This window comes from Asticcacaulis benevestitus DSM 16100 = ATCC BAA-896, from assembly GCF_000376105.1.
GTDB classification, from domain to species: Bacteria; Pseudomonadota; Alphaproteobacteria; order Caulobacterales; family Caulobacteraceae; genus Asticcacaulis; species Asticcacaulis benevestitus.
This window is the reverse complement of sequence record NZ_AQWM01000034.1, coordinates 18653-39955: the sequence shown is the minus strand read 5'-3', so window position 1 is coordinate 39955 and position 21303 is coordinate 18653. Positions and strand designations below refer to the sequence as shown.

General features: G+C 59.7%; 22 protein-coding genes and 1 tRNA gene. 13 read left to right on the top strand and 10 right to left on the bottom strand.

Annotated elements, in window-relative coordinates; all coding sequences use genetic code 11:
* Window positions 1-243: transposase (locus B060_RS26780; RefSeq protein WP_018083531.1), on the top strand; the 243-nt coding region annotated here is incomplete at its 5' end.
* Here the strand turns inward: B060_RS26780 and B060_RS25280 are convergent.
* A complete protein-coding gene (locus B060_RS25280; protein WP_018083530.1) occupies window positions 215-493 on the bottom strand; it encodes an arsenate reductase/protein-tyrosine-phosphatase family protein in 279 nt (92 codons plus the stop codon). The genes B060_RS26780 and B060_RS25280 overlap by 29 nt on opposite strands.
* 11 nt (window positions 494-504) lie before the next feature.
* Entirely contained in the window at window positions 505-837 is a 333-nt protein-coding gene (locus tag B060_RS0119685) for an ArsR/SmtB family transcription factor (protein ID WP_026173005.1), read from the bottom strand.
* Window positions 838-1059: 222 nt separating this feature from the next.
* Here B060_RS0119685 and B060_RS28510 point away from each other — a divergent pair, with 222 nt between their 5' ends.
* The 3 genes from B060_RS28510 to B060_RS0119670 all read left to right on the top strand — a co-directional run bounded on the left by B060_RS28510 (window position 1060) and on the right by B060_RS0119670 (window position 3690).
* Window positions 1060-1182, top strand: a complete 123-nt coding sequence (locus tag B060_RS28510; RefSeq protein ID WP_413783256.1) for a hypothetical protein — start codon at window positions 1060-1062, stop codon at window positions 1180-1182.
* A 267-nt stretch (window positions 1183-1449) separates the two neighbouring features.
* Window positions 1450-2541, top strand: coding sequence for an Acg family FMN-binding oxidoreductase (locus tag B060_RS0119675; RefSeq protein WP_018083526.1), 1092 nt, complete (start codon window positions 1450-1452; stop codon window positions 2539-2541).
* A gap of 255 nt (window positions 2542-2796) precedes the next feature.
* Window positions 2797-3690 (top strand): universal stress protein, encoded by an 894-nt coding sequence (locus tag B060_RS0119670; protein WP_018083525.1) that lies wholly within the window; start codon window positions 2797-2799, stop codon window positions 3688-3690.
* Between the two features lie 251 nt (window positions 3691-3941).
* Here B060_RS0119670 and adhP read toward each other — a convergent pair whose 3' ends face one another.
* The gene (gene adhP / locus B060_RS0119665) at window positions 3942-4970 is read right to left on the bottom strand and encodes an alcohol dehydrogenase AdhP (protein ID WP_018083524.1); all 1029 of its coding nucleotides are present in this window, start codon (window positions 4968-4970) and stop codon (window positions 3942-3944) included.
* Window positions 4971-5160: 190 nt separating this feature from the next.
* Here adhP and B060_RS0119660 point away from each other — a divergent pair, with 190 nt between their 5' ends.
* Window positions 5161-7710, top strand: coding sequence for a cation-translocating P-type ATPase (locus tag B060_RS0119660; protein ID WP_018083523.1), 2550 nt, complete (start codon window positions 5161-5163; stop codon window positions 7708-7710).
* 128 nt (window positions 7711-7838) lie between these two features.
* Here the strand turns inward: B060_RS0119660 and B060_RS0119655 are convergent.
* A tRNA-Lys gene (locus tag B060_RS0119655) sits at window positions 7839-7914 on the bottom strand.
* A gap of 226 nt (window positions 7915-8140) precedes the next feature.
* On the opposite strand from B060_RS0119655, the gene B060_RS0119650 reads away from it, so the two are divergent.
* The 4 genes from B060_RS0119650 (at window position 8141) to B060_RS0119635 (ending at window position 10431) form a co-directional block, all read left to right on the top strand.
* Window positions 8141-8494, top strand: coding sequence for a hypothetical protein (locus B060_RS0119650; protein ID WP_018083522.1), 354 nt, complete (start codon window positions 8141-8143; stop codon window positions 8492-8494).
* 90 nt (window positions 8495-8584) lie between these two features.
* Complete coding sequence (locus B060_RS0119645) at window positions 8585-8914, top strand: 2Fe-2S iron-sulfur cluster-binding protein (protein WP_018083521.1); 330 nt, start codon at window positions 8585-8587, stop codon at window positions 8912-8914.
* 52 nt (window positions 8915-8966) lie between these two features.
* On the top strand, window positions 8967-9977 hold the full coding sequence (locus tag B060_RS0119640) for a phospholipase C/P1 nuclease family protein (protein ID WP_018083520.1): 1011 nt from the start codon (window positions 8967-8969) through the stop codon (window positions 9975-9977).
* Entirely contained in the window at window positions 9964-10431 is a 468-nt protein-coding gene (locus B060_RS0119635; protein WP_018083519.1) for an NUDIX domain-containing protein, read from the top strand. Before B060_RS0119640 ends, B060_RS0119635 begins: the two co-directional genes overlap by 14 nt.
* Here the strand turns inward: B060_RS0119635 and B060_RS0119630 are convergent.
* A complete protein-coding gene (locus tag B060_RS0119630; RefSeq protein ID WP_018083518.1) occupies window positions 10409-10945 on the bottom strand; it encodes a GNAT family N-acetyltransferase in 537 nt (178 codons plus the stop codon). The genes B060_RS0119635 and B060_RS0119630 overlap by 23 nt on opposite strands.
* 17 nt (window positions 10946-10962) lie before the next feature.
* Entirely contained in the window at window positions 10963-11823 is an 861-nt protein-coding gene (locus tag B060_RS0119625) for an SDR family oxidoreductase (protein WP_018083517.1), read from the bottom strand.
* A 100-nt stretch (window positions 11824-11923) separates the two neighbouring features.
* Between B060_RS0119625 and B060_RS0119620 the strand changes: the two genes are divergently transcribed.
* Window positions 11924-12349: a winged helix-turn-helix transcriptional regulator gene (locus B060_RS0119620; RefSeq protein ID WP_018083516.1), complete on the top strand. Its 426-nt coding sequence runs from the start codon at window positions 11924-11926 to the stop codon at window positions 12347-12349.
* 53 nt (window positions 12350-12402) lie between these two features.
* Here the strand turns inward: B060_RS0119620 and B060_RS0119615 are convergent, their stop codons facing one another.
* The 4 genes from B060_RS0119615 to dgoD form a co-directional block, all read right to left on the bottom strand.
* The gene (locus tag B060_RS0119615; protein WP_018083515.1) at window positions 12403-13044 is read right to left on the bottom strand and encodes a 2-dehydro-3-deoxy-6-phosphogalactonate aldolase; all 642 of its coding nucleotides are present in this window, start codon (window positions 13042-13044) and stop codon (window positions 12403-12405) included.
* Entirely contained in the window at window positions 13041-13943 is a 903-nt protein-coding gene (locus tag B060_RS0119610; RefSeq protein ID WP_018083514.1) for a 2-dehydro-3-deoxygalactonokinase, read from the bottom strand. The genes B060_RS0119615 and B060_RS0119610 overlap by 4 nt, the downstream gene beginning before the upstream one ends.
* A gap of 71 nt (window positions 13944-14014) precedes the next feature.
* A complete protein-coding gene (locus B060_RS0119605) occupies window positions 14015-14875 on the bottom strand; it encodes an SMP-30/gluconolactonase/LRE family protein (protein ID WP_018083513.1) in 861 nt (286 codons plus the stop codon).
* Between the two features lie 220 nt (window positions 14876-15095).
* Entirely contained in the window at window positions 15096-16280 is a 1185-nt protein-coding gene (dgoD, locus tag B060_RS0119600; protein WP_018083512.1) for a galactonate dehydratase, read from the bottom strand.
* Window positions 16281-16498: 218 nt separating this feature from the next.
* Here dgoD and B060_RS0119595 point away from each other — a divergent pair, with 218 nt between their 5' ends.
* The 3 genes from B060_RS0119595 to metC all read left to right on the top strand — a co-directional run bounded on the left by B060_RS0119595 (window position 16499) and on the right by metC (window position 21284).
* Window positions 16499-17716, top strand: coding sequence for an acetyl-CoA C-acetyltransferase (locus B060_RS0119595; RefSeq protein WP_018083511.1), 1218 nt, complete (start codon window positions 16499-16501; stop codon window positions 17714-17716).
* Between the two features lie 22 nt (window positions 17717-17738).
* On the top strand, window positions 17739-19961 hold the full coding sequence (locus B060_RS0119590) for a 3-hydroxyacyl-CoA dehydrogenase NAD-binding domain-containing protein (RefSeq protein WP_018083510.1): 2223 nt from the start codon (window positions 17739-17741) through the stop codon (window positions 19959-19961).
* Between the two features lie 144 nt (window positions 19962-20105).
* On the top strand, window positions 20106-21284 hold the full coding sequence (gene metC, locus B060_RS0119585; protein WP_031221109.1) for a cystathionine beta-lyase: 1179 nt from the start codon (window positions 20106-20108) through the stop codon (window positions 21282-21284).
* Window positions 21285-21303: the final 19 nt, after the last annotated feature.

Below are 21303 nucleotides of genomic sequence, written 5' to 3'. Positions count from 1 at the left end.
CACAAGGTTGCAGGGGTCAGGGATATCATAGAGGCAATTGGCGCAAAGGTACTCTATCTTCCCCCTTATTCCCCAGACTTCAATCCTATTGAGCAAGTCTTTGCCAAACTCAAAACCTTGTTGAGAAAAGCTGCCGAAAGAACCGTAGACGGACTGTTTAAGCGGATTGGGGAAATCCTCAAACTTTTCGAGAGCCCGGAATGTACCAACTACCTCAAAAACTCTGGCTACCAGTCAATGTGATCGGAAAATGCTCTAGCACCGGCGCGCCGGGTTCGGCGAATACGTCCCAGGATTTGGACGTCAGGGCGTCTGTCGGGTGACCGCGTTCCCTGAGCAGCGCCAGGCCGTCCGGATTCGGCGCGGTCTTCGGCGCGCTGCCGGCGGAATAGGCTTTGTAGCGATCGCCGCCTTTGGCATTCAGGATAGCCTCGGACAGGATGGAGCGCGCGGAGTTATGCGTACACAGAAAGAGAACGTTCTTGGCGGTCATTTCCCTTTACCTCAGCATTCGCAAACGAGTTGATCGAGGACAGGCTGACACAGATCCTGCCGGCCGCCGCAGCAGTCTTTCATCAGAAACAGGACCAAGCCCTGCACGGCCGTGTAATTGGCAACGTACCGAATGGAGCGGCCATCCCGAACGGTCGTCACAAGGTCGGCCTGCATCAAGACTTTGAGATTAGCTGACATCGTGTTTTGCTTGATGCCGAGACGCTCACCGACTTCGCCAGCGGCAATACCTTCGGGTCCAGCCTGAATGAGCAGGCGCAAAGCATCAAGCCGCGTTTCTTGGCTTAGGGCGTCGAACGCCGCGATTGATTGTTTTTTATCCACACATCAAGCTTACATGATATATAGATTTAGAGTCAATCGGATTGTTCTATAGAGACGATGGAGGGATATCTGCAGTGAGGTGGGTGAGGAAATCGAAATTGAAACCCCCATCGAGCCTCTTATTCCCTCGTCCCTTGACGGGCGGAAGTAGATGCCGGTTATCTCGCGCCTTTGCAGGACTTCATTGAGACCTCATTGTCACGCATCGAGTTCGTAAAAGATGTGCACGACATTCGTGCCCGCAGCACGGGGAAAGGCTTGATTGTTCTTCTTCACTGTCATGTTGACCCCGACGTTTCCGTATCGATCGTTCACCAAAAGCTTGATGGTTGGAAATTGAACTGAAGCAGCGATGGCCTGAAACCTGGGGCGTTTTCGCACACGCCGAACCCTTGAATTGAGGCGCCCCTAGGGATAAAACTCTTGGCTCATGGCGCGCTTGCGCCGATTTGTGTCGCAATGCCGATGTTCAACCTCTTTGGGTCGATGCCGAGAGTTTTCGGCGTCATGATCGGCGTCGGGACGTCATTCGCCTGGTGCGCTCAGCTTCTCCCGGTTTGCCATGCTCTCCTTTTTTCATTTTAAACACTTCGAAACCTAGAAAGACAACTCATGTCCACCCGTCGCGAAGTCATGGCTCTGGGCGCGGCAAGTGCGGTCACAGGTTGCGTGCCAAGCCTGGCGAAGTCGACCTATACAAGCTTAGCCGAGACTATTCGATCGCCGTTGGCGGCTCACCCCGATAGTGTTGAACTGATCCGCTTCGCCGCTCTGGCCGGCAATGGTCACAATACACAGGCCTGGCGTTTCGTTGTCGCACCGTCCCGTATCGCAGTCCTGCCTGACCTCAGTCGCCGAACACCGGTTGTTGATCCTGATGATCACCACCTGTTTGTCAGCCTGGGCTGCGCGGTGGAAAATCTGGCTTTAGCTGCGGAAGGTACTGGCCGGTCTGCAAAAGCTGTCTTTAACGCTGCAGGGGAGGGGCGCCTCGATGTCGAGCTTGGGCAGTCGCGATCAAGCCCTTCCAACTTGTTTCAAGCCATTCCAAGGCGCCAGTGCACGCGCTCCGAATATTCGGGGGCTGCAGTTCCCTTGGCAGATATCAAACAACTGGAAACGGCCTGCGCAGTTGATGGCGTTTCGATTGTCATTGAGACCGCCCCTCCAAAACTGAATGCGATTAGAGATTTTGTCGTTCAGGGCAATAGCCGGCAAATGGAAGCCCCGGCGTTTTGCGAGGAGCTGAAGCGCTGGATACGTTTCAACGAAAAGGACGCTATGGCAAGTCGGGACGGATTGTTCAGCGCGGCATCGGGGAGTCCTCAGCTTCCCACATGGGTGGGCAATGCCATGTTCCCGCTCGTTTTCACTGAAAAGTCTGAAAACGACAAATATGCGAGACAGATGGCATCCTCTTCAGGTGTGGCTGTATTTATCGGTGACAAAGCCGATCGCGACCACTGGATCAAGGTCGGCCGTTCCGTCCAGAGATTTACGCTGCAAATCGCGGTGCTGGGTATGAAATATGCCGTTATCAATCAACCGATTGAGGTGGCTTCTGTGCGGAGCGGCTTCGCCAAATGGTTAGGCGCACCAAACGCCCGTCCTGATTTCGTTTTGCGATTTGGCTATGCCAAGCTGGATCAAAACTTGCCCAAGTCATTGCGCCGACCTGTCTCCGACATAGTGGTTCGGACATGAGCCAGCCATTTAGGGGCGTAACCTTGCATTTTTGGACAAGGACGGGACAGTCGACGGACAGCACGTCGTCTGGCTTGAGCCTGGGCGCAGGCATTGCGGCCCTTATCCTATTGGGTCTGATGTGGCGCAAGGGGATCACGCCTTGGTGTGCGAACACATAGCCGTGCGCGAGCATATATTTACTGGATTTGATTACAGACAAACCGAAATCTAGGCGCTGGCCTATTCTGCAATCCATCAGATAGGATCAACATCATGTCTATAAAATCCATCCTTTGCGTTTACAGCGGCAACGCCGATGAAGCGAATGCGCTGATTACGGCCTTCAATCTTACGCACACGGTCAAGGGCAGCCTTCGGGTTTTGCATCTCGCCGAGCCCCCCATACTTTATGCTGCGACAATTGGCGCCGGTTATGCATCAGGTCAATATCCAGATGGGGCCGCAGTCAAAATCCTGGAACAAAGCGCCCGCGAATTGACCGAGACGGCCCTTAAATCCGTCACGAACCTTTCACAGGCCCATTCTGTTGAGCTTGTCGAAGATAGTGTCAAGGCGGTGGCGGGCCTCGCACAGGCAAGTTTTCGAACCTTGGTCGGGACGACGGCGGAGTGCCTGCCAAAGGACGGGCGTTCCGTAGATATAATTGTCGTAGGCTATGATAACAGCCCTGACGGCAATCTTGAAACCGTGTTGACGGCCCTGTTTAAGACGGGCAGCCCGGTTTTGGCCATTCCGAGATTGCCCGGAGCCGCCCTGTCAACGACGGGTTTCGCGCGCAAGGTTGCGATAGCCTGGGACGGTAGCTTGACAGCATCACGCGCCCTTCGAGCTGCCCTGCCTTACCTTTTGCATGCTGAAAGCGTCTACTTGGTCAGTATCGAGGGTATGAGCGATCCTGTCGATACGATGGGTGACGCCGATATCGTCCGCTATCTGGCGGTTCACGGGATTTCTGCCGAGTTCATTCACTGTGAGCGCGTCGCGCACGGCATAGGCCATATTCTGCTCGAAAAGGCTAACGACCTGGGGGCGGATCTGTTGGTAATGGGGGCTTATGGCCACGGTCATTTTGGCGAGATGATTTTAGGAGGTGTGAGCAATCATCTTCTAAAGCACTCGCGAATTCCGCTTCTCCTTGCCCATTAAGGGTCGGTTTGTCGATTGTCACCTAAAACGGGTGGAGTAGATGCGATCTTACTGTTAAGTGACGTCGGAAACATCACTACGGCACACTGAATATGCAGTCGGCTGTGTAAGACATCGGAAGGCCTCGTCCCGATACCGCTCGGCAACTTTCCTACGATTTCATCATGGGATGAGCGCGTCCTGGCGAACGAGGCCTGGCACAGCCCGGTCCAGTTCGGCAGTCCACATCTGGTTCGCTCACGACGGCACGCTCAGGAAAAATCCAGCACCATCCGGCCTTCGATCGTCCCTGCCGTCAGATCGGAGAAGATGGTGTTGATATCTTCCAGGGGCGCCTTCTTGATATCGGCCTTGACCTTGCCGGCGGCAGCGAAGGCAACGGCTTCATCGAGATCGCGCCGCGTGCCCACGATGGAGCCACGCACTGTGATACGTTTCAGGACAACGTCGAAGATCGGCGTCGGAAAGTCGCCGGGCGGCAGCCCGACCAGACTGACGGTCCCTTTACGCCGCACCACACTGAGGGCTTGCGAAAAGGCGGGCGGTGAAACCGCCGTGACCAGAACGCCATGCGCGCCGCCGCCGGTGGCTTTCAGGATATCCGCGACGGCGTCTGGTGATCGGCCATCTATTGCGATATCGGCCCCGACCGAGCGGGCCAGAGCCAGTTTGTCGGGTGAAATGTCGATGGCGGCGACGTAAAGGCCCATGGCCTTGGCATATTGTATGGCCACATGCCCCAATCCGCCGACACCTGAAATAGCCACCCATTCTCCGGGGCGCGCTTCGGTCTCTTTCAGGCCTTTGTAGGTGGTGACGCCGGCGCACAAAATGGGGGCAATGTCAGCAAATCCCACGTTTGAGGGCAGGCGTGCCACGAAAGCGGCAGCGGCAATGACATACTCGGCAAATCCGCCGTTGCAGCTATAGCCGGTGTTTTGCTGCTGCTCGCAGAGGGTTTCCCAGCCCGTTTCGCAATACTCACAGTGCCCACAGGCGTGGTGCAGCCAGGCGACACCGACGGCGTCGCCTTCTTTCAGTCCAGTGACGCCCGGCCCCATGCCCGCAACGACGCCAGCGACCTCGTGGCCCGGAATAAAGGGTGGTTGTGGCTTGATCGGCCAGTCGCCATGGGCAGCGTGCAGGTCGGTATGACAGACGCCGCAGGCTATGACCTTGACGAGAACCTCTCCGAAACCAGGGACGGGGATAGGAACGTCCTCTATGGCCAGGGCTGTCCCGAACTTCCGGACCACGGCGGCTTTCATGGTGCGCGTCATAAAGACTCTCCTCGTCAAATGTGGTGGAACCCGGTTGGTCCTGCGATGGGAGCTATATGCGGGATGTCGTCTGTGTTGGCTTTGATCCCAATCAAATCCCCCGCGTTTGATCCAGATCAAGGCGCTCCCTGTGTAAAAATACCATAGAACAAAAGGAGCGCTGCCGCGCCGGTATTTATCAGGAGGCACCATGCTCAGGCCGACAGACGAGACAGGCTCCGGTCTGAGTGCGGCCGAAGCAAAGGCGCGACTGCTACGGGACGGTGCCAATGAATTGCCGCGCCAGGACCGGCGGACCCCGTTGCGGATCGCCCTTGAGGTCATCCGCGAGCCGATGCTGGCCTTGCTGATCGCAGGCGGCGTGATCTATCTCTGCCTCGGTGACCTGAGCGAAGCGATCATTCTGATGGTGCTGGCTCTTTTTTCGGTTGCCATCACCGTGGTGCAGGAGGCGCGCACGGAGCGTGTGCTTGAGGCGCTGCGCGACCTGACGAGCCCGCGAGCTTTGGTGATCCGTGATGGCGAGCGATTAAGGATCGCCGGCAGGGACGTGGTGGCCGGCGATCTGCTGGTGCTCAGTGAAGGCGACCGTGTGCCGGCCGATGGCCGCGTGGTCGAGTGCCAGAGCCTGCAAACCGACGAATCCCTGCTCACCGGTGAAGCTGTGCCGGTGAGGAAGATAGCGGCGGCCGCAGGGGGCGCTTTTGCGCCGCCTGGCGGTGATGATCTGCCCTATGTCTATTCCGGTTCAATGGTGGTGCGTGGCGCAGGCGTGGCCGAGGTGATCGCCACCGGGCCGCGCAGTCAGATCGGCCGTATCGGCCAGAGCCTGAGTGAACTCGCGACGGAGCCACCAAGGCTGAAGCGGGAAATGGGACGGCTCGTGCGCGTCTTTGCCATCGGCGGCGGACTTATCAGTCTGGCGGTCATGATCCTTTACGGCTTGTTTCGTGGCAGTTGGCTGGAGGCGCTGCTCGCGGGCATTGCCGTAGGGATGTCGATGCTGCCCGAGGAATTTCCCGTCGTAGTCACCATCTTCATGGCGATGGGCGCGTGGCGGATTTCCCGCGCCCGGGTGCTGACCCGACGGGCGGCGGCCATCGAGACCCTGGGCGCGGCCACGGTTCTCTGCACGGATAAGACCGGCACCCTGACCGAGAACGTCATGCGGGTGGCCGAGCTGCGAGGGGCTGACGGTGTAATTTTCAAAGCCTCCGACGAGGCTCTACCGCCCGCCTTTCAGGATCTCGCGCGTTTCGGTGTCCTGGCCAGCGCACGCGAGCCATTCGATCCTATGGAAAAGGCGCTCCACGCTTTTCGTTCGGGTGGCGCAGCTAGCGACTTGCAACTGGTTCAGACCTTTGGCCTGCATCCGGATCTTTTGGCGATGACCAATGTCTGGCAGGCAGGGGAGGGCGAAGATCTGGTGGTGGCCGGCAAGGGCGCTCCGGAAGCGATTGCCGGACTTTGCCGCCTGGACAAGGACAGCTACGCGCGGCTTTTGCGTGACGCCGACGTCATGGCGGCGGAAGGGTTGCGCGTTCTGGGTGTGGCGAGGGCATCGGCTGTTCGGCCATTGCAACTGAAGGACCAGCACGGCTTCGCCTTTGAATATCTTGGTCTGGTAGGGCTGGCCGATACCTTAAGACCCTCCGTGCCGGCGGCCGTGGCGGAGTGCCGGACGGCCGGTATCCGTGTGGTCATGATTACGGGCGACTATCCGGTGACGGCGCGCGCCATCGCGACTCAAGCCGGCATTGACGCGGCGGAGGTCATGACGGGCGACGAACTGGCGGCGATGGGGGACGCCGACCTAGGCCGCCGAATCGAGACGACGACCGTTTTCGCCCGCATCATGCCGCAACAGAAACTGCGCATCGTCGAAGCTTTGAAAGGACATGGCGAGGTGGTAGCGATGACGGGGGATGGCGTCAATGACGCCCCCACACTCAAGGCGGCGCATATCGGCATTGCCATGGGGCAGCGCGGTACGGATGTGGCGCGGGAAGCGGCGGCGATCGTTTTGCTTGACGATGATTTTGGCTCGATCGTTAAGGCCATTCGGCTGGGGCGGCGCATCTATGACAATCTGCACAAGGCGGTGACCTTCATTCTGGCGGTTCATGTACCGATTGCAGGTCTGGCGTTACTGCCCCTTGTCTTCGGCCTGCCGATCCTGCTGGGGCCGGTGCATATCGCCTTTCTCGAAATGATCATTGATCCGGTGTGCACGCTCGTCTTCGAGGCGGAAACCGAGGAGGACGATGTAATGCGTCGCCCGCCGCGCGATCCGGAGAGGCCTATGTTTTCCTTTGCCTTTATCAGCCGGGGTGTGATCCAAGGACTTCTCGCTCTGGGGGCGGTCGTGTTCGTACTGACATTTGGCTTGTGGGCCGGATTGCCGGTTGACGCCGTTCGGGCCTTGACATTTGTGGCGCTGGTCGCGGTCATTCTGAGCCTGGTGCTGGTCAATCGTTCACGTGCGGTCTCCATCCTGGCGGCGATAAGCCGGCCAAACCGTACGTTGGTCATTGTCTTCGTTGCTGTGGTCGTGATCCTGACCGTCGCCTTGAGCCTGCAGTTCGCACGCCATCTCTTCAGCTTCGAAGCGCCGTCCTTGCCGATGATCGGTCTGGCTCTTCTTTCAGGACCGGTCATGCTTGTGGCGCTGGAGGGCCTGAAAGGGCTGACGGGAGCGTGGTATCGCCACCGCACTCCGGGCGACGACGCACCGACTTAGCGTTATCTCGCTTTGCTCGTGCTTCTTTTAGGCCGGTTAAGGCCGTACACTCACGAACGTCATGAGCGCTAAAGTGCCGTATTTTAGAGGATTTTTTCAACATCGCCGGACCTCGGCGGAAGGAGAAGTGGTGGGTGGGCACGGACTCGAACCGTGGACCCGCTGATTAAGAGTCAGCTGCTCTACCAACTGAGCTACACACCCGAACCACTTCTCTTTAAGCAGTGCTCCTTAAGGAGCGACCGGCGGGCTTGGTGACCCCGTCGGTGAGGCGCGGAACATAGCCAATTATTTTCCCATGGCAAGTGCAAAAACAGATTTATCCAAGTTTTTTCAAAAGGCCCGAAAAACAAGAGGTTGGGAGGTCTTGCCGCTGTCCCATACCCGTATAATAGTGTTCTTCTGATTCACGGCACGGACGGAGACCTTCATGGCCCTGCGCGATCTTACCGGCGTTGTCGATTTCGGTCATCTGGAAGCCTATACCCTGAGTGATGCGGTGGTGATAGAGGAGGTGCTGCACATCTTCCAACACCAGTGCGAACTGTGGGCGCCACTCCTAACCACCGCGCATGAGGGGTGGCGCGATGCCGCTCATACCATCAAGGGGGCGGCGGCCGGCATTGGTGCCGGGCTCTTGGCAGCGGCGGCGGAGGCGGCGGAGTGCGGGGATGTGCATGGCGCCGAGCGTCGGCTGGAGAACGTGCAATCGGCGATGAACGCGGCCCTCCATGACGTTGCGGCCTATCTGCATGCCCTGCATCTGCGCTCTTTGAGCCGCTAGGCGGCTTTTTTTGCTTGGCAGGGAGGGATCGCGCCTTTAAACGCGGGCGCGCACCACCTATCTGCCATCCAGAACAAAGATACCGGCATCATGAGCGACGAAGAGCTGCACATCATCTGTACCGACCGCGACGGCGTGGTTCATACTCTGCCGGCGCTCGAAGGCTGGCGGATCATGGAAATTATCCGCGACAACGGCCTGTCGATCAAGGCGGAATGCGGTGGCTGTCTCGAATGTGCCACATGTCACGTCTATGTCGATGGTGACTGGGTCGGTAAGCTGATTCCGAAGTCGGACGAGGAAGACGAGAAACTCGATGAAGCCTTCAATGTGAAGCGCAATTCGCGTCTCTCGTGCCAGATTCTGATGCGGGATGATCTGAACGGTTTGCAGGTCACGCTTGCACCTGAAACGGACTGAGTACGACTAAGTTTGTCATAAATCCGGGGGTGGATCTTATGGGGCTATCACTATGCGCTTCAAACTACTCGCTGCCACCTTCCTGACAGGCGCCGCCATAGCCGGTGCCGCCTGGGCCTGGGGCGCCGCCGGACACCGCATGCTGGCCGAAGAGGCCGTGCGCGCGCTGCCAACCTATGTGCCCGCCTTCCTGCGCAATCCGGCCGCCATCGCCGATATCGGCGAATATGCCCGCGAGCCCGATCGCTGGCGCGGTGCCGGCGATGTGCATGACGCCGAGCGCACGCCGGCGCACTTCATCGATCTCGACAAGGACGGCCTGACTCTGGCCGGCCAGACGCTCGACGATTTGCCCAAAACCAAGTCGGAGTTTGAAGCCAGCCTGCGCGCCAAGGGAATCGACCCCGCCAAGTCGGGTTATCTGCCCTATGCCACCATCGACGCCTATCAGCAGGTCGTGAAGGACATGGCCTACTGGCGCGTGCTCAGCCTGATGGAGACGCGCGAGACCGACAAGGTGAAAAGGGCCTGGTATCATGCTGATCGCGTGCGTCGTGAGCATCTGACGCTGAGCGATATCGGTGTGCTGGCGCACTATGTCGGTGACGCCACCCAACCCCTGCATCTCAGCGTCAACTATAATGGCTGGACTGAGAGCGAGAACCCGAACGGGTTCACAGCCCAGCGTATCCATGGACCGCTGGAGGGCGACTATGTGCGTGCGAACATCAGCGCGGCCGATATTCGCGCTAACATGCCGGCCTATACACCGTGCACGGAGGCTGTCGATGTCTGCGTCAAGGCGCGCCTGAAGCAGGGCTATGCGCAGGTCGTGCCGCTTTATCAGCTAGAAAAAGACGGCGGCTTCAAGGAAGGCGATCCACGCGGCAAGGCCTTTATGGCGGCGCGGCTGGGCGAGGGCGCGGCCAATCTGCGCGATGTCCTGCTCGATGCCTGGCGCGATTCCAAGACCATGCCGGTGGGCTACAAGCCAGCCGTCTATGACGACTTCGTTGGCAATAAGGTGGCCGATCCTTATGGTGTACTCTATGGTAACGATTAAGCAGTTCGGCACGCCTGATCCGGCCCTGACCTATGGCGCACGCACCGGCGCCTATGGCTTATTGGCGCGCGATGGCAAACTCGCCTGCGTGCGCATCGGTTACGGGCCGTATGAGTATGATTTTCCCGGCGGCGCGGTTGATCTGGGCGAGACGCCGCAGCAGGCGGTGGTGCGCGAATTCGGCGAAGAAACCGGCCTCCTGGTCGAGGTCGGACAGCCGATCACGGATCTGAAGCACTACTTCATCCACGAGGATGGTACGCCTTACAACAACCACGCCCATTTCTTCGAGATCACGCTGTTGGGTGAAAAGCCTGAAGCCAAGTGTGAGGCCGATCACGAATTGGTCTGGCTCAGCCCGTTAGAGGTGATCACGCATCTCAAGAACGAGGGCTATGCGTGGGCGCTGGTGGCATGGCTGCGCGGGTGGTCTAAGGTCTACGCCGCAGGATAAATTCATCGTCCAGCACACGGCCGACGGGGAACTGATACGCACCAACGCGTTCGAAACCATGGCTGTTATAAAGCGCCTGGGCCTTGAGGTTCTCGCTCCAGACGCCGATCCACTGGGGGGCAACGCCATAGGTTTCGGTCAGCCAGTCCATGGCCAGCTTCAGCAGTGTTTTGCCGAGACCTTTGCCCTGCTGGGTGGAATGAACATAGAGGCGTTTTACTTCGCCCGCCTGCGTCGGGTCGGCATCCGGGTGCGGCAGGCCGACGGGGCCGCAATGCAGATAAGCGACGGCCGTATCGCCATCATAGACGATGCGCCAGAACTGGGTGGTGTCCGCCACTTCGTTTGCCACCTGCTCCGGCGCGTAGGATTTTTGCAGGAAGGCGTGCAGATCCTCCGGCGGATAGAGATGGCCGAAGGTTTCGCTGAAGGTTTCCATGGCGAGCGCCGACAGGGCAGGGATGCGGTGGGGTTCTACGGGCAGGATGCGCATGTCCGTGTGATAACCGGACATGCGCGATCGGGCAAGTATCAGAACGCCGCTTTATTGGCCTCTAGGAAGACGCGCAGGGCTTCCGGTTTGCGGCCGGTCAGGGCCTCGACGTCATGGGTCAGGATATCGAAACCACCTTCGCGGGTGTTGGTGTCGAAGGAAACCAGCATGGGAACGATGGCTTCGGGCACGCCCGCCGCCTTCATGCCACCGGCCAGTTGTTCGTCGCTCAGATTGACCACGGCCAGCGGCTTGCCGACGATCTCAGAAGCAAGATCAGCGATCTGCTGAGTGGTCAGCAATTCAGGTCCCGTGATGGTCAGGGTTTGATTGGCGGCGGGCTTGCTGAGCGCGGCGGCGGCCGCACGGGCGGCATCGGCACGGGAGACGTGCGACAGCTTGCCATCGCCGGCGGAGGTGTAGAGCGTGCCGGAAGCGAAGGCGGCCGGCAGGTTCATGAACAGGTTTTCCTGATACCAGGCGTTGCGCAGGATCGTGTAAGGCGCGCCGCTGTCCAGGATAGCCTGCTCAGTGCCGGCATGATCGGGTGCGAAGATAACCGCCGAGGTCTCCGGCTTCGTCATGGAGGTATAGACGATCTCGGTACCGGCCTCAGCGGCGGCCTGGACGGCGGCCTTGTGCTGGGTGAGGCGCTGTCCTAAACCGTGCGCGTCGGTCGAGATGATCAGCACGCGGTCGACCCCCTTGAAGGCTTCGGCCAACGAGCCCGCGTCATCGAAATCGACGCGGCGGGTTTCAGACCCCTTGGCGGCGAGATCGGCCAGTTTGGCGGTGTCGCGCGACGCGGCGATGATGTGGTCTTTGCCGGCCTCAAGCAGAAGCGAGACGACATGACGGCCAAGCTTGCCATTGGCGCCGGTGACGAGAAGGTTGGACATGGTGGTTCCTTTGTGATATCTAGTTACGAATTGAGACCACGTGTAAAATAGTACGTATGGATCACTTGTAAAGACGGCAGTTTTTCGGGAGATAGTTACCTTGAAGGAACCAACCCATATTACGCCAGACCTGTTGGCGGCGATGCAGGGCGTCATGCAAAGCGTCGGCGGCAAGGTGGACAGCAGCAAATGCCCTGTGCGCGATGTCATGGATCATATCGGCGACAAGTGGTCGAGCCTGTTGATGGTGGCGCTCGGCTCAAAGCCGCATCGTTTCGGCGAACTGAAGCGCGCCGTGCCCGATATTTCGCAGCGTATGCTGACCCAGACCCTGCGTGATTTGCAGGCCGATGGGCTGGTCAGCCGGCACGTTTTCCCGACCGTGCCGCCAAGCGTCGAGTACCGCCTGACGCCGATGGGCGAATCGATGATGCCGCCTCTGATGGGACTGATGGCGTGGGCCGCCGCACATCATGCGCAGATAAAACAGGCGCGACTCGACTTCGCCGAACAAGCCGCAGCCTGATCGTTATATCCGGACTGCGCAGCCTATTCAGCCTATTGCGCAGCGATGATCAACTAGGCCTTGTGCAACGCGTTCCAGCCGTCGACAAAGGCCTTGGCCTTGTTGTAGACGATCTCCGGCGTGTCGCCTGGCTTGAAGACAGCCGAGCCGATGCCGAAACCGGCAGCGCCGGCATCGATGAAATCCTTCATATTGTCAGGCGTGACACCGCCGACCGGGAAAACTGGCAGATCCTTTGGTAGAACGGCCTTCATCGCTTTCAGACCGGTGGTGCCGGCCAGTTCGGCAGGGAACAGCTTGATGGCGTCGGCGCCGGCGTCGATAGCCGAAAAGGCCTCGGTCGGGGTGAAGAAGGCCGGGAAGGAGATCATGCCGAGCTGTTTTGTGCGGCGGATGACGTCCGGATTGGCATTGGGCGAGATGCAGATTTGGCCACCAACCGCGTGCAGCGTCTCGACGGAGGCAACGTTCAGCACAGTACCGCCCCCGACGATTGCGCGCTTGCCCAGGGCCTGCGCCAGCAGCTTAATCGAATCGAACGGTTCAGGCGAGTTGAGCGGCACTTCGACGATCTTGAAGCCGGCCTCGACCAGCATTTCGCCGACGCCAAGCGCTTCATCAGGACGCAGCCCGCGCAGGATCGCCACCAGGGGCAGGGTTCTCAGGGCGTCCTGCCACTGTTCATTTAATGTCATAGTACCAGTTTTCCTTGCTGTGCGATGGCCCACAGACCACCGGCGGCGGCCGTATCGCCATCGTGGATGGTGACGTCGGTGAAGCCGGTGTGGTTCAGAGCGCGCTTGTAGAGTTTGGACAGGCTGCCGTCGCCGACAATGCCAACCGGGCGGATGCCGTGGCGGATGCTTTCGGCGCGAATCTCCGAGCCGATTAGCAAACCGGAAAGATAGGAGGACAGGCTTTCCGGGGCGATATGACCGAACAGGCCCTCTGTACGCACTGAGAAGACGAGCGAGAGGAAGGACTTATCGGCCATGGCGCGATCAACGCCCAGCTTGAAGGCCTCTTCGTCGTCCTTATCGTTATCCATCAGGTCGCCCAGGATGGAGTTACGTTTCAGGACCTGGAACATTTCGCCGGTCATGTAGGAACTGAAGCCTTCGATGACGCTGCCTTCCACCTTGGCCCACTTGGAATGGGTGCCGGGCAGGACGAAGACGCCGTCTCCCAGTCCGAAGAGCTGGGTTTCTTCGCCGCGCATGACGTTGAGCAGGCCTTCGTGATCGGCCGAGGCGCACAGGCCCGGCACGATCCTGACCTTCAGCCTGTCGGACGGGGCGGTGACCAGATGGGCGGCGATATCGGCCAGGCTGGAGGGGCAGGACTGATACGGCGCCTCAACCCAGCCGGTGCGCGAACCGACCATGCCCGAGAGCAGGATGGGCAGGTCAGGACGGTCGAAATCGCCCTTCATGACCGAGAGCAGCGCCTGCTCGAAGGTCAGGACGCCAAGGTTTTTCAGGCCGATATTGGCCGTGTGCTTGGCGATGATCTCGCCATCGGTCCCGAAGAGAAACAGGCGGAAATTGGTGGTTCCCCAATCGGCGGCGATCAGGGCGGGGGCGGCGTAGGTCATATGTCTGTCTTCGACTCTGTCTGGGGCTCAAATCATGGGTTACGGGGCGGGTTTACCACCGCCGATAAGCCTTAGCCACCAAACTTTTGCGGTTCCATGCCCGTATGGCCGCGCAGGAGATCAGAAGGTATTTCAAACAGTGTCCCAGCTTCACGATCTTCCGGCAGGTTCTCGGCTGCCGAGGTCACGAACACCCGATCCAGCGCATCACCGGCGAAGCACAGGCTGGTCGTTTGCTTGGCGGGCAGGTCGATATGGAAGTCCTCGCTGGCGTCTGAATTGAAGCGCGTCACGCGGCCAATTCCCCAGTGAGCGACCCAGATGCCACCTTGGGCGTCGGTCGTCATGCCGTCGGGGCCGCCCAGATCATCGGGGAAGGTCTGCCAAACGCGCTTATTGGCCAGTTCGCCGTCGATCACATCAAAGACATAGATTTCGGATTTGCCAGAGTCGGTGTGATAGACCGTGGCGTGATCGGCCGAGAAGGTTGGCCCATTGGCGATCTTGTACGGGCCATCGACCTCCTGCCACGACAGGTCGGTATTGAGGCGGTAAAAACCACCGGACACCTTGGTGATCGGCTTGTGCATCGAACCGGCCCAGATGCGACCGCGGTCATCGGCCTTGGCGTCGTTCAGGCGATTTTCCGGCTCGTGCGGGTAGGGGGTAGCGATATGCCTGATGGTCAGAGGTTCAAGTGTGACTTCGGCGAAACCGCTCATAAGCCCGGCGATGAAACCGCCAGCTTCGCGCTCGATCACCCACCCGATCGGCTCGGGGAAATGCCACGTCTTGCTTTCGCCATTGAGGTAATAGGCGTGGAGATTGTGCGACAGGATATCGACCCAGTAGACGCACTGATCGCGCTTCGACCACAGCGGGCCTTCACCGAGAATGGCGCCTGGAGCGGAGCGGCGGATAATATCGGACATAGTTTCCTGATCCTGTTTTGTCTGAGTTTAGGCTTTTTACGGTGTGCTTTTGCGGAGAGCAAGAGAAGAAGGTGATCCACAGATTGCACAGATTTTTTGGCGCTTGCGCCGCTCGCTGAGTGCCTAAAGCGCACCTGAGTTGGGCAATTACAGAGAAGGCGCTGGCGCGCTTTAATCTGTGTAATCTGTGTAATCTGTGGATAAAACTTACCTTCTTAAGCTACCACTCTCTCACATAACCATCCGGCCCGCGCCAAACCGGATTGCGCCAGGGCGGGCAATCCTTCGCCATTTCGCGCACCTTGGCCTCGTCGATCTCGACACCGAGTCCGGGGCCCATCAAGGCCTCGACATAGCCATCCTTCACATCGAACACTTCCGGGTTCTTCATATAGGACAGCAGGTCGTGGCCATTGGTATTGTAGTGGATGCCGAGCGACATCTCCTGAATGACGTGGTTCGGCGTGGCGATGGCCAGTTGCATACAGGCGCCCAGTGCCAGTGGCCCGAGTGGCGAGTGCGGGGCGATGGCGACGTCATAGGCCTCGGCCATGGCGGCGATGCGGCGGCACTCCGAAATTCCGCCGGCGTGGCTGAGGTCGGGCTGGATGATATCGACGCAGGCGCGCTCCAAAAACGGCTTGAAATCCCAGCGGCTGTACAGGCGCTCACCCAGGGCGATCGGCGTGGTGGTCAGTTTCGACAACTGCTCAATGGCCTCGATATGCTCGCTCAGCAGCGGCTCCTCGATGAACAGCGGATGCAGGGGTTCCAGCGCGTGCGCCAGTTGCTTGGCCATCGGCTTGTGGACACGACCGTGGAAGTCCATGCCGACATCGAGACCAAGCGACTGCACCGAAGTGAAGCGCTCCAGCACCTCATTCAGAACGCGGGGCGAATCGAGCCAGCCCATGTCTTCCGAGGCATTCATCTTGACGGCCTTGAAGCCTTGCGCCAGGCGCGACTTGCCGGCGTCGATGACGTCTGATGGACGGTCGCCACCGATCCAGGCGTAAACCTGCACGCGATCGCGCACCTGGCCGCCGAGCAATTGCCAAACCGGCACGCCCAGGCGGCGGGCCTTCAGATCCCACAGCGCCTGATCGAAACCTGACAAAGCCGACATCAGCACCGGACCGCCGCGATAGAAGCCCAGGCGATAGAACACCTGCCACATATCCTCGATACGGTCGGCATCGTGACCGATAAAGCGTTCGCGGATTTCGGCGAAGGTGGCTTCCGTGGCCTCGGTATGACCTTCCAGCGAGGCCTCGCCCCAGCCGACCGCGCCATCATCGCTCTCGATGCGCACGAACAGCCAGCGCGGCGGCACGGCGAAGGTTTCGATCTTGCGGATCGTGGTCCGGGCATTGACAGGTGAGGCGAGGGGAGCGGTAGTGTCCATGGTCGGTTTCCGTATGTCTTGTGTTGTTATGACCTAACCTTTTGATCCGTCAGGGTCAATTAAATTGTATTATAATTAGATGTGCGGGCGGCACTTTTCCGCCGGACTGACTATAATATTTTTTGCGACGATCTTGACGTTCGCGTAAACAAAGCGCATCTATGCTGCACCTAAAAAGGCGTCTTAAGCCGCCAAAAGACTCAGAGGAGCCCGAACCTATGCCCAGCCCTGAAAATTCCGCCTATATCTACGACCACGTGCGAAGCCCGCGCGGCAAGGGCAAGAAGGACGGCTCGCTCCACCAGATCACGGCGCTCGACCTGTCGGCACAGGTGCTGCGCAGCCTGGCCGAACGCAATCACCTCGATACCTCGATTGTTGACGATGTGTCGTGGGGCTGCGTTACCCCGGTTGGCGAACAGGGCGGTGATATCGCCCGTGCCGCGGTTCTGGCCGCCGGCTATTCGCAACTGACCGCGGGCGCGCAGGTCAACCGTTTCTGCGCTTCCGGTCTCGAAGCCGTCAATATCGCCGCCGCCAAGGTGGTGTCCGGCGAGGCGACCATGGCCATCGGCGGTGGCGTTGAGAGCATGAGCCGCGTGCCGATGGGCTCGGATGGCGGAGCCTGGGCGATCGATATCGCAGGCGCCTTCCCGAACTACTTCGTGCCACAGGGGGTTTCGGCCGACATGATCGCCACCAAGTGGGGCTTCTCGCGCAGCGATGTCGACGCCTATTCGGTCGAGAGCCACAAGCGTTCGGCGCAAAGCTGGGCTGAGAAGCGTTTCGCCAGATCGGTTGTGCCTATCAAAGACCAGATGGGCATTGTCGCGCTGGATCGTGATGAAACCATCCGCCCGTCTACGGATATGCAGACCCTGGGCAGCCTCAATCCGTCCTTCGCCATGATGGGCGAGATGGCCTTCGATGCGGTGATCAACCAGCGTTACCCCGAAGTCGAGAAGGTCAACCACGTTCACACCCCGGGCAATTCGTCGTCGATCGTCGATGGCTCAGGCGCGGTTCTGGTGGGTTCGTTAGAGGCAGGCAGGATCACCGGCCTCAAGCCGCGGGCCCGTATCCTCGGCACCGCTTCGATCGGTTCCGAACCTTCGATCATGCTGACCGGCCCGTCCTATGTCACCGAAAAGGTGCTCAAGAAGCTTGGCATGAGCGTCGGCGATATCGACCTTTACGAACTGAACGAAGCCTTCGCCGCCGTGGTGCTGCGCTATATGCAGGTGCTCGATATCCCGCACGACAAGATGAATGTCTGCGGCGGCGCCATCGCCATGGGCCATCCGCTTGGCGCTACCGGCGCCATGATCCTGGGCACCGTCCTCGATGAACTGGAACGTTCCGGCAAATCGACCGCGCTGGTGACGCTGTGCGTCGGCGGCGGCATGGCCACGGCCACCGTGATCGAGCGCGTTTAAGAAAAGCAGGGAGAGAAAAACAATGGAAAATTTCAAAACCGATCTCGACGCCGACGGCATCCTGCTGGCCACGTTCGACGTGCCGGGCAAGACGATGAACACCTTTACCAAGGGCGCTCTGGCTGATCTGGAGCAGATTGCCCTGCGCGCCAAGAATGAAGCCGAAATCAAGGGCGTGGTCGTCACGTCAGGCAAGACCACCGGCTTCTGCGCCGGCGCTGATCTCGAAGAAATGCTTTCCGGCGCCTGGGAAGCTGAAGGCGGCGCTCAGGACGAGCAATCAAAACTGAAGGCCGGTTTTGACGGCGCCTTTGAAATGAACCGCGTCTATCGCCTGCTGGAAACCTGCGGCAAGCCCGTGGCCATCGCCATCAACGGCCTGGCGCTTGGCGGCGGTCTCGAAGTGGCGCTGGCCTGTCATTACCGCGTGCTGTCCAACAGTCCGAAAACCCAGGTCGGCCTGCCCGAAATCAAGATCGGCCTGTTCCCCGGCGGTGGTGGTTCGCAGCGTCTGCCACGTCTGATCGGTGCGCAGGCTGCGCTCATGGCCATGTCGGAAGGCAAGAGCTTCAAGCCGGCCGAGGCGCTGGCCGCCGGTGTCGTCGATGAAGTGGTTGATGATGACAAGGTGGTCGAAGCCGCCAAGACCTGGATCAAGACAAAAGGTGATCCCGTCGCGCGCTGGGACAAGAAGGACTACAAGATTCCCGGTGGTGGCCCTTACCATCCGGCCGGCGCGCAGGTTTTCATCATGGGCAATGCCCTGCTGCGCAAGCAATCCTATGGCAATTATCCCGCCGTCACCAACCTGATGCACTCGGTCTATGAAGGCCTGCAGGTGCCGTTCGATACCGCCATCCGGATCGAGACGCGCTTCTTCTCGAAGACCCTCGCCACGCCACAGGCCAAGGCGATGATCCGCACCTTCTTCTTCTCGATGCAGCAGATCGGCAAGGGTTCCGGCCGTCCCGCTGGCGTGCCGAAGACCGAATTTACGCAGGTCGCCGTTATCGGCGCCGGCATGATGGGGGCGGGCATCGCCTATGTCAGCGCCCTGGCCGGCATCAAGACCGTCCTGCTCGACCGCGATCAGGCCTCTGCCGACAAAGGCAAGGCGCACTGCGAGGATCTGGTGAAGAAGGCCGTTTCGCGCGGCAAGATGACACAAGAGAAGGCGCAAGGCCTGCTCGACCTGATCACCGCCACGCCGGATTACGCCGCCATCACCGGCTCCGATCTGGTGGTGGAAGCCGTGTTTGAAAACACCGACCTCAAGGAACAGGTCACCAAGCAGGCCGAGGCCACGCTCTATGCCGGCGCCAAGGCCGACAGCGCGATCTTCGGCACCAACACCTCGACCATCCCCATCACCCTGCTGGCCACCGCCTCATCGAAGCCGGACAACTATATCGGCATCCACTTCTTCTCACCGGTCGACAAGATGATGCTGGTCGAGATTATCCGCGGCGAAAAAACCTCGGACGCCACGGTGGCCAAGGCCATCGACTTCGCGCTCAAGATCAAGAAGACGCCGGTGGTGGTCAACGACTCGCGCTTCTTCTTCGCCAACCGCTGCTTCATTCCGTTCACCGCTGAGGGTATGATCATGTGGTCGGAAGGCGTTGCCCCGACGCTGATCGACAATGCCGGCCGCATGACCGGTATGCCGCGCGGTCCGCTGGAAATGATGGACGATGTGGCGCTTGACCTGCTGACCAAGATCACCTCTGAGACCGCCAAGGCCATGGGCGACGCGTACCAGCCGATCCCCGGTGAAAAGGAAGTGGCCCAGATGGTAGCCGGTGGCCGCCTGGGCCGCAAGAACGGCAAGGGTTTTTATGACTACCCTGCGGCTGGCGGTAACAAGACCCTGTGGCAGGGTGCCAAGGACATGTTCCCGGTGACCATGGCCGAGGCCGATCCGGCTCAGGTCGAGGAACTGAAAAAGCGCCTGCTCTATACGCAGGCCGTCACGGCGGCGCGTTGCTTCGAGGAGGGTGTCATCACCGATCCACGTGAGGCCGATGTCGGCTCGATCCTTGGCTGGGGCTTCGCGCCGTGGTCGGGCGGGATCGTGTCGCTGATCGACGCCATCGGCACGGTGAAGTTCGTTGAGGAACTGGACCGCATGACCAAGCTCTACGGCGAGCGTTTCGCTCCGCCGAAGCTGCTGCGTGAAATGGCCGCGAAGGGTGAAACCTTCTACGGTCGCTTCGGCAAGGACAAGTCCGAGAAAGCCGCTTAAAAAACAAAACCCCCGCAGAGCGATCTGCGGGGGTTTTTGATGTTCAGCCCCACTGACCGATATCCTCAGTTCTTATGGCTTGCGCGGGGCAGCGTTTCGGGGTTGAAGAGATCGTATACTCTCCCGCCTTTTCGAGTGCCTGATATGACGAACGCCCCCAAAGAGACCACCCGCCTGACCAGCGCCACGCTGGGCCGCCAGAACTCGCGCCGCGCCGTCAATACGGCCGTGGAGCGCGGTTCGACCGTGCTGTTTGAAAACGCGGAAATGCTCTATAATGACGACGTCAAGCCGACCTATGGCACCGATGGCCTCTCGACCCAGAACGAACTCTGCCGCCTGATCGCCGAACTCGAAGGCGCGCAGGAGGCGTTTATCCTGCCGTCTGGTCTGGCGGCGCTGACCCTGCCGATGTTTGCCTTCCTCGCGGCGGGTGATGAGATTCTGATCGTCAATTCCTGCTATCGCCCGGTGCGCCGCTTCCTTGATACCCAGATGAAGCGTTTTGACGTCATCGCGCGATATTATGAGCCGCGCCTGTCGCCCGAAGAGGTGCTGGCGCTCGCCACGCCGCACACGAAAATGATCTATGTCGAGAGTCCGGGGTCGCTGACCTTCGATATTCAGGACATTCCCGGCATCGCAAAACTTGCCAAGGCGCGTGGCATCCTGACCCTGTGCGACAACACCTATGGCGGTGGCATTCTCTTCAAGCCGTTGGCGCATGATGTCGATCTTTCCATGCAGGCCCTGACCAAGTATGTCGGGGGCCATTCCGACGTGCTGATCGGTTCGGTGTCGGTCACAGATCCGAAGCTCAGCCAGGTGTTGCACGACACGATCAAGGCCTGGGGCTTCTTTACCTCGGCCGACGAAAGCTATCTGGCGTCGCGCGGCATCCGCTCCCTGCATCTGCGCATCAAGCAAAGCGGCGACAGCGCGCTCAAGATCGCCAAATGGCTAGAAGGGCGTCCGGAGGTGCTGAAGGTTGTCCATCCGGCGCTGGAAAGTCATCCCGGCCATGATATCTTCAAGCGCGACTTCACCGCCGCCAACGGGCTGTTCATGGCGCTCTTCAAGGGCGATGGCGACAGGCAGTCTCAGGCGTTCCTCAACAAACTCAAGCTGTTTGGGCTTGGCTTTAGCTGGGGCGGTTATGAGAGCCTGGCCACCAATTCCGAGCCGCAGATCCGTGGCCGTGCGCGTCTCAGCGATGAGCCCGATCCCTATCTGCAGGGCTCGGCTGTGCGCTTTTACGCCGGTCTGGAAGACCCGGACGACCTGATTGCGGATATCGAACAGGCCTTGAGCGTATTTCAGTAAAAAGATCGCCGCAAAACTC

Coding starts and splice junctions, on each gene's coding strand:
- B060_RS0119590 (WP_018083510.1), top strand. CDS start 17,739: ATGGAAAATTTCAAAACCGATCTCGACGCCGACGGCATCCTGCTGGCC.
- B060_RS0119670 (WP_018083525.1), top strand. CDS start 2,797: ATGTCTATAAAATCCATCCTTTGCGTTTACAGCGGCAACGCCGATGAA.
- B060_RS0119630 (WP_018083518.1), bottom strand. CDS start 10,945: ATGTCCGGTTATCACACGGACATGCGCATCCTGCCCGTAGAACCCCAC.
- B060_RS0119625 (WP_018083517.1), bottom strand. CDS start 11,823: ATGTCCAACCTTCTCGTCACCGGCGCCAATGGCAAGCTTGGCCGTCAT.
- B060_RS0119675 (WP_018083526.1), top strand. CDS start 1,450: ATGTCCACCCGTCGCGAAGTCATGGCTCTGGGCGCGGCAAGTGCGGTC.
- B060_RS0119645 (WP_018083521.1), top strand. CDS start 8,585: ATGAGCGACGAAGAGCTGCACATCATCTGTACCGACCGCGACGGCGTG.
- B060_RS0119610 (WP_018083514.1), bottom strand. CDS start 13,943: ATGACCTACGCCGCCCCCGCCCTGATCGCCGCCGATTGGGGAACCACC.
- B060_RS0119635 (WP_018083519.1), top strand. CDS start 9,964: ATGGTAACGATTAAGCAGTTCGGCACGCCTGATCCGGCCCTGACCTAT.
- B060_RS0119615 (WP_018083515.1), bottom strand. CDS start 13,044: ATGACATTAAATGAACAGTGGCAGGACGCCCTGAGAACCCTGCCCCTG.
- B060_RS25280 (WP_018083530.1), bottom strand. CDS start 493: ATGACCGCCAAGAACGTTCTCTTTCTGTGTACGCATAACTCCGCGCGC.
- B060_RS0119660 (WP_018083523.1), top strand. CDS start 5,161: ATGCTCAGGCCGACAGACGAGACAGGCTCCGGTCTGAGTGCGGCCGAA.
- dgoD (WP_018083512.1), bottom strand. CDS start 16,280: ATGGACACTACCGCTCCCCTCGCCTCACCTGTCAATGCCCGGACCACG.
- B060_RS0119650 (WP_018083522.1), top strand. CDS start 8,141: ATGGCCCTGCGCGATCTTACCGGCGTTGTCGATTTCGGTCATCTGGAA.
- B060_RS0119605 (WP_018083513.1), bottom strand. CDS start 14,875: ATGTCCGATATTATCCGCCGCTCCGCTCCAGGCGCCATTCTCGGTGAA.
- metC (WP_031221109.1), top strand. CDS start 20,106: ATGACGAACGCCCCCAAAGAGACCACCCGCCTGACCAGCGCCACGCTG.
- B060_RS0119640 (WP_018083520.1), top strand. CDS start 8,967: ATGCGCTTCAAACTACTCGCTGCCACCTTCCTGACAGGCGCCGCCATA.
- adhP (WP_018083524.1), bottom strand. CDS start 4,970: ATGACGCGCACCATGAAAGCCGCCGTGGTCCGGAAGTTCGGGACAGCC.
- B060_RS0119595 (WP_018083511.1), top strand. CDS start 16,499: ATGCCCAGCCCTGAAAATTCCGCCTATATCTACGACCACGTGCGAAGC.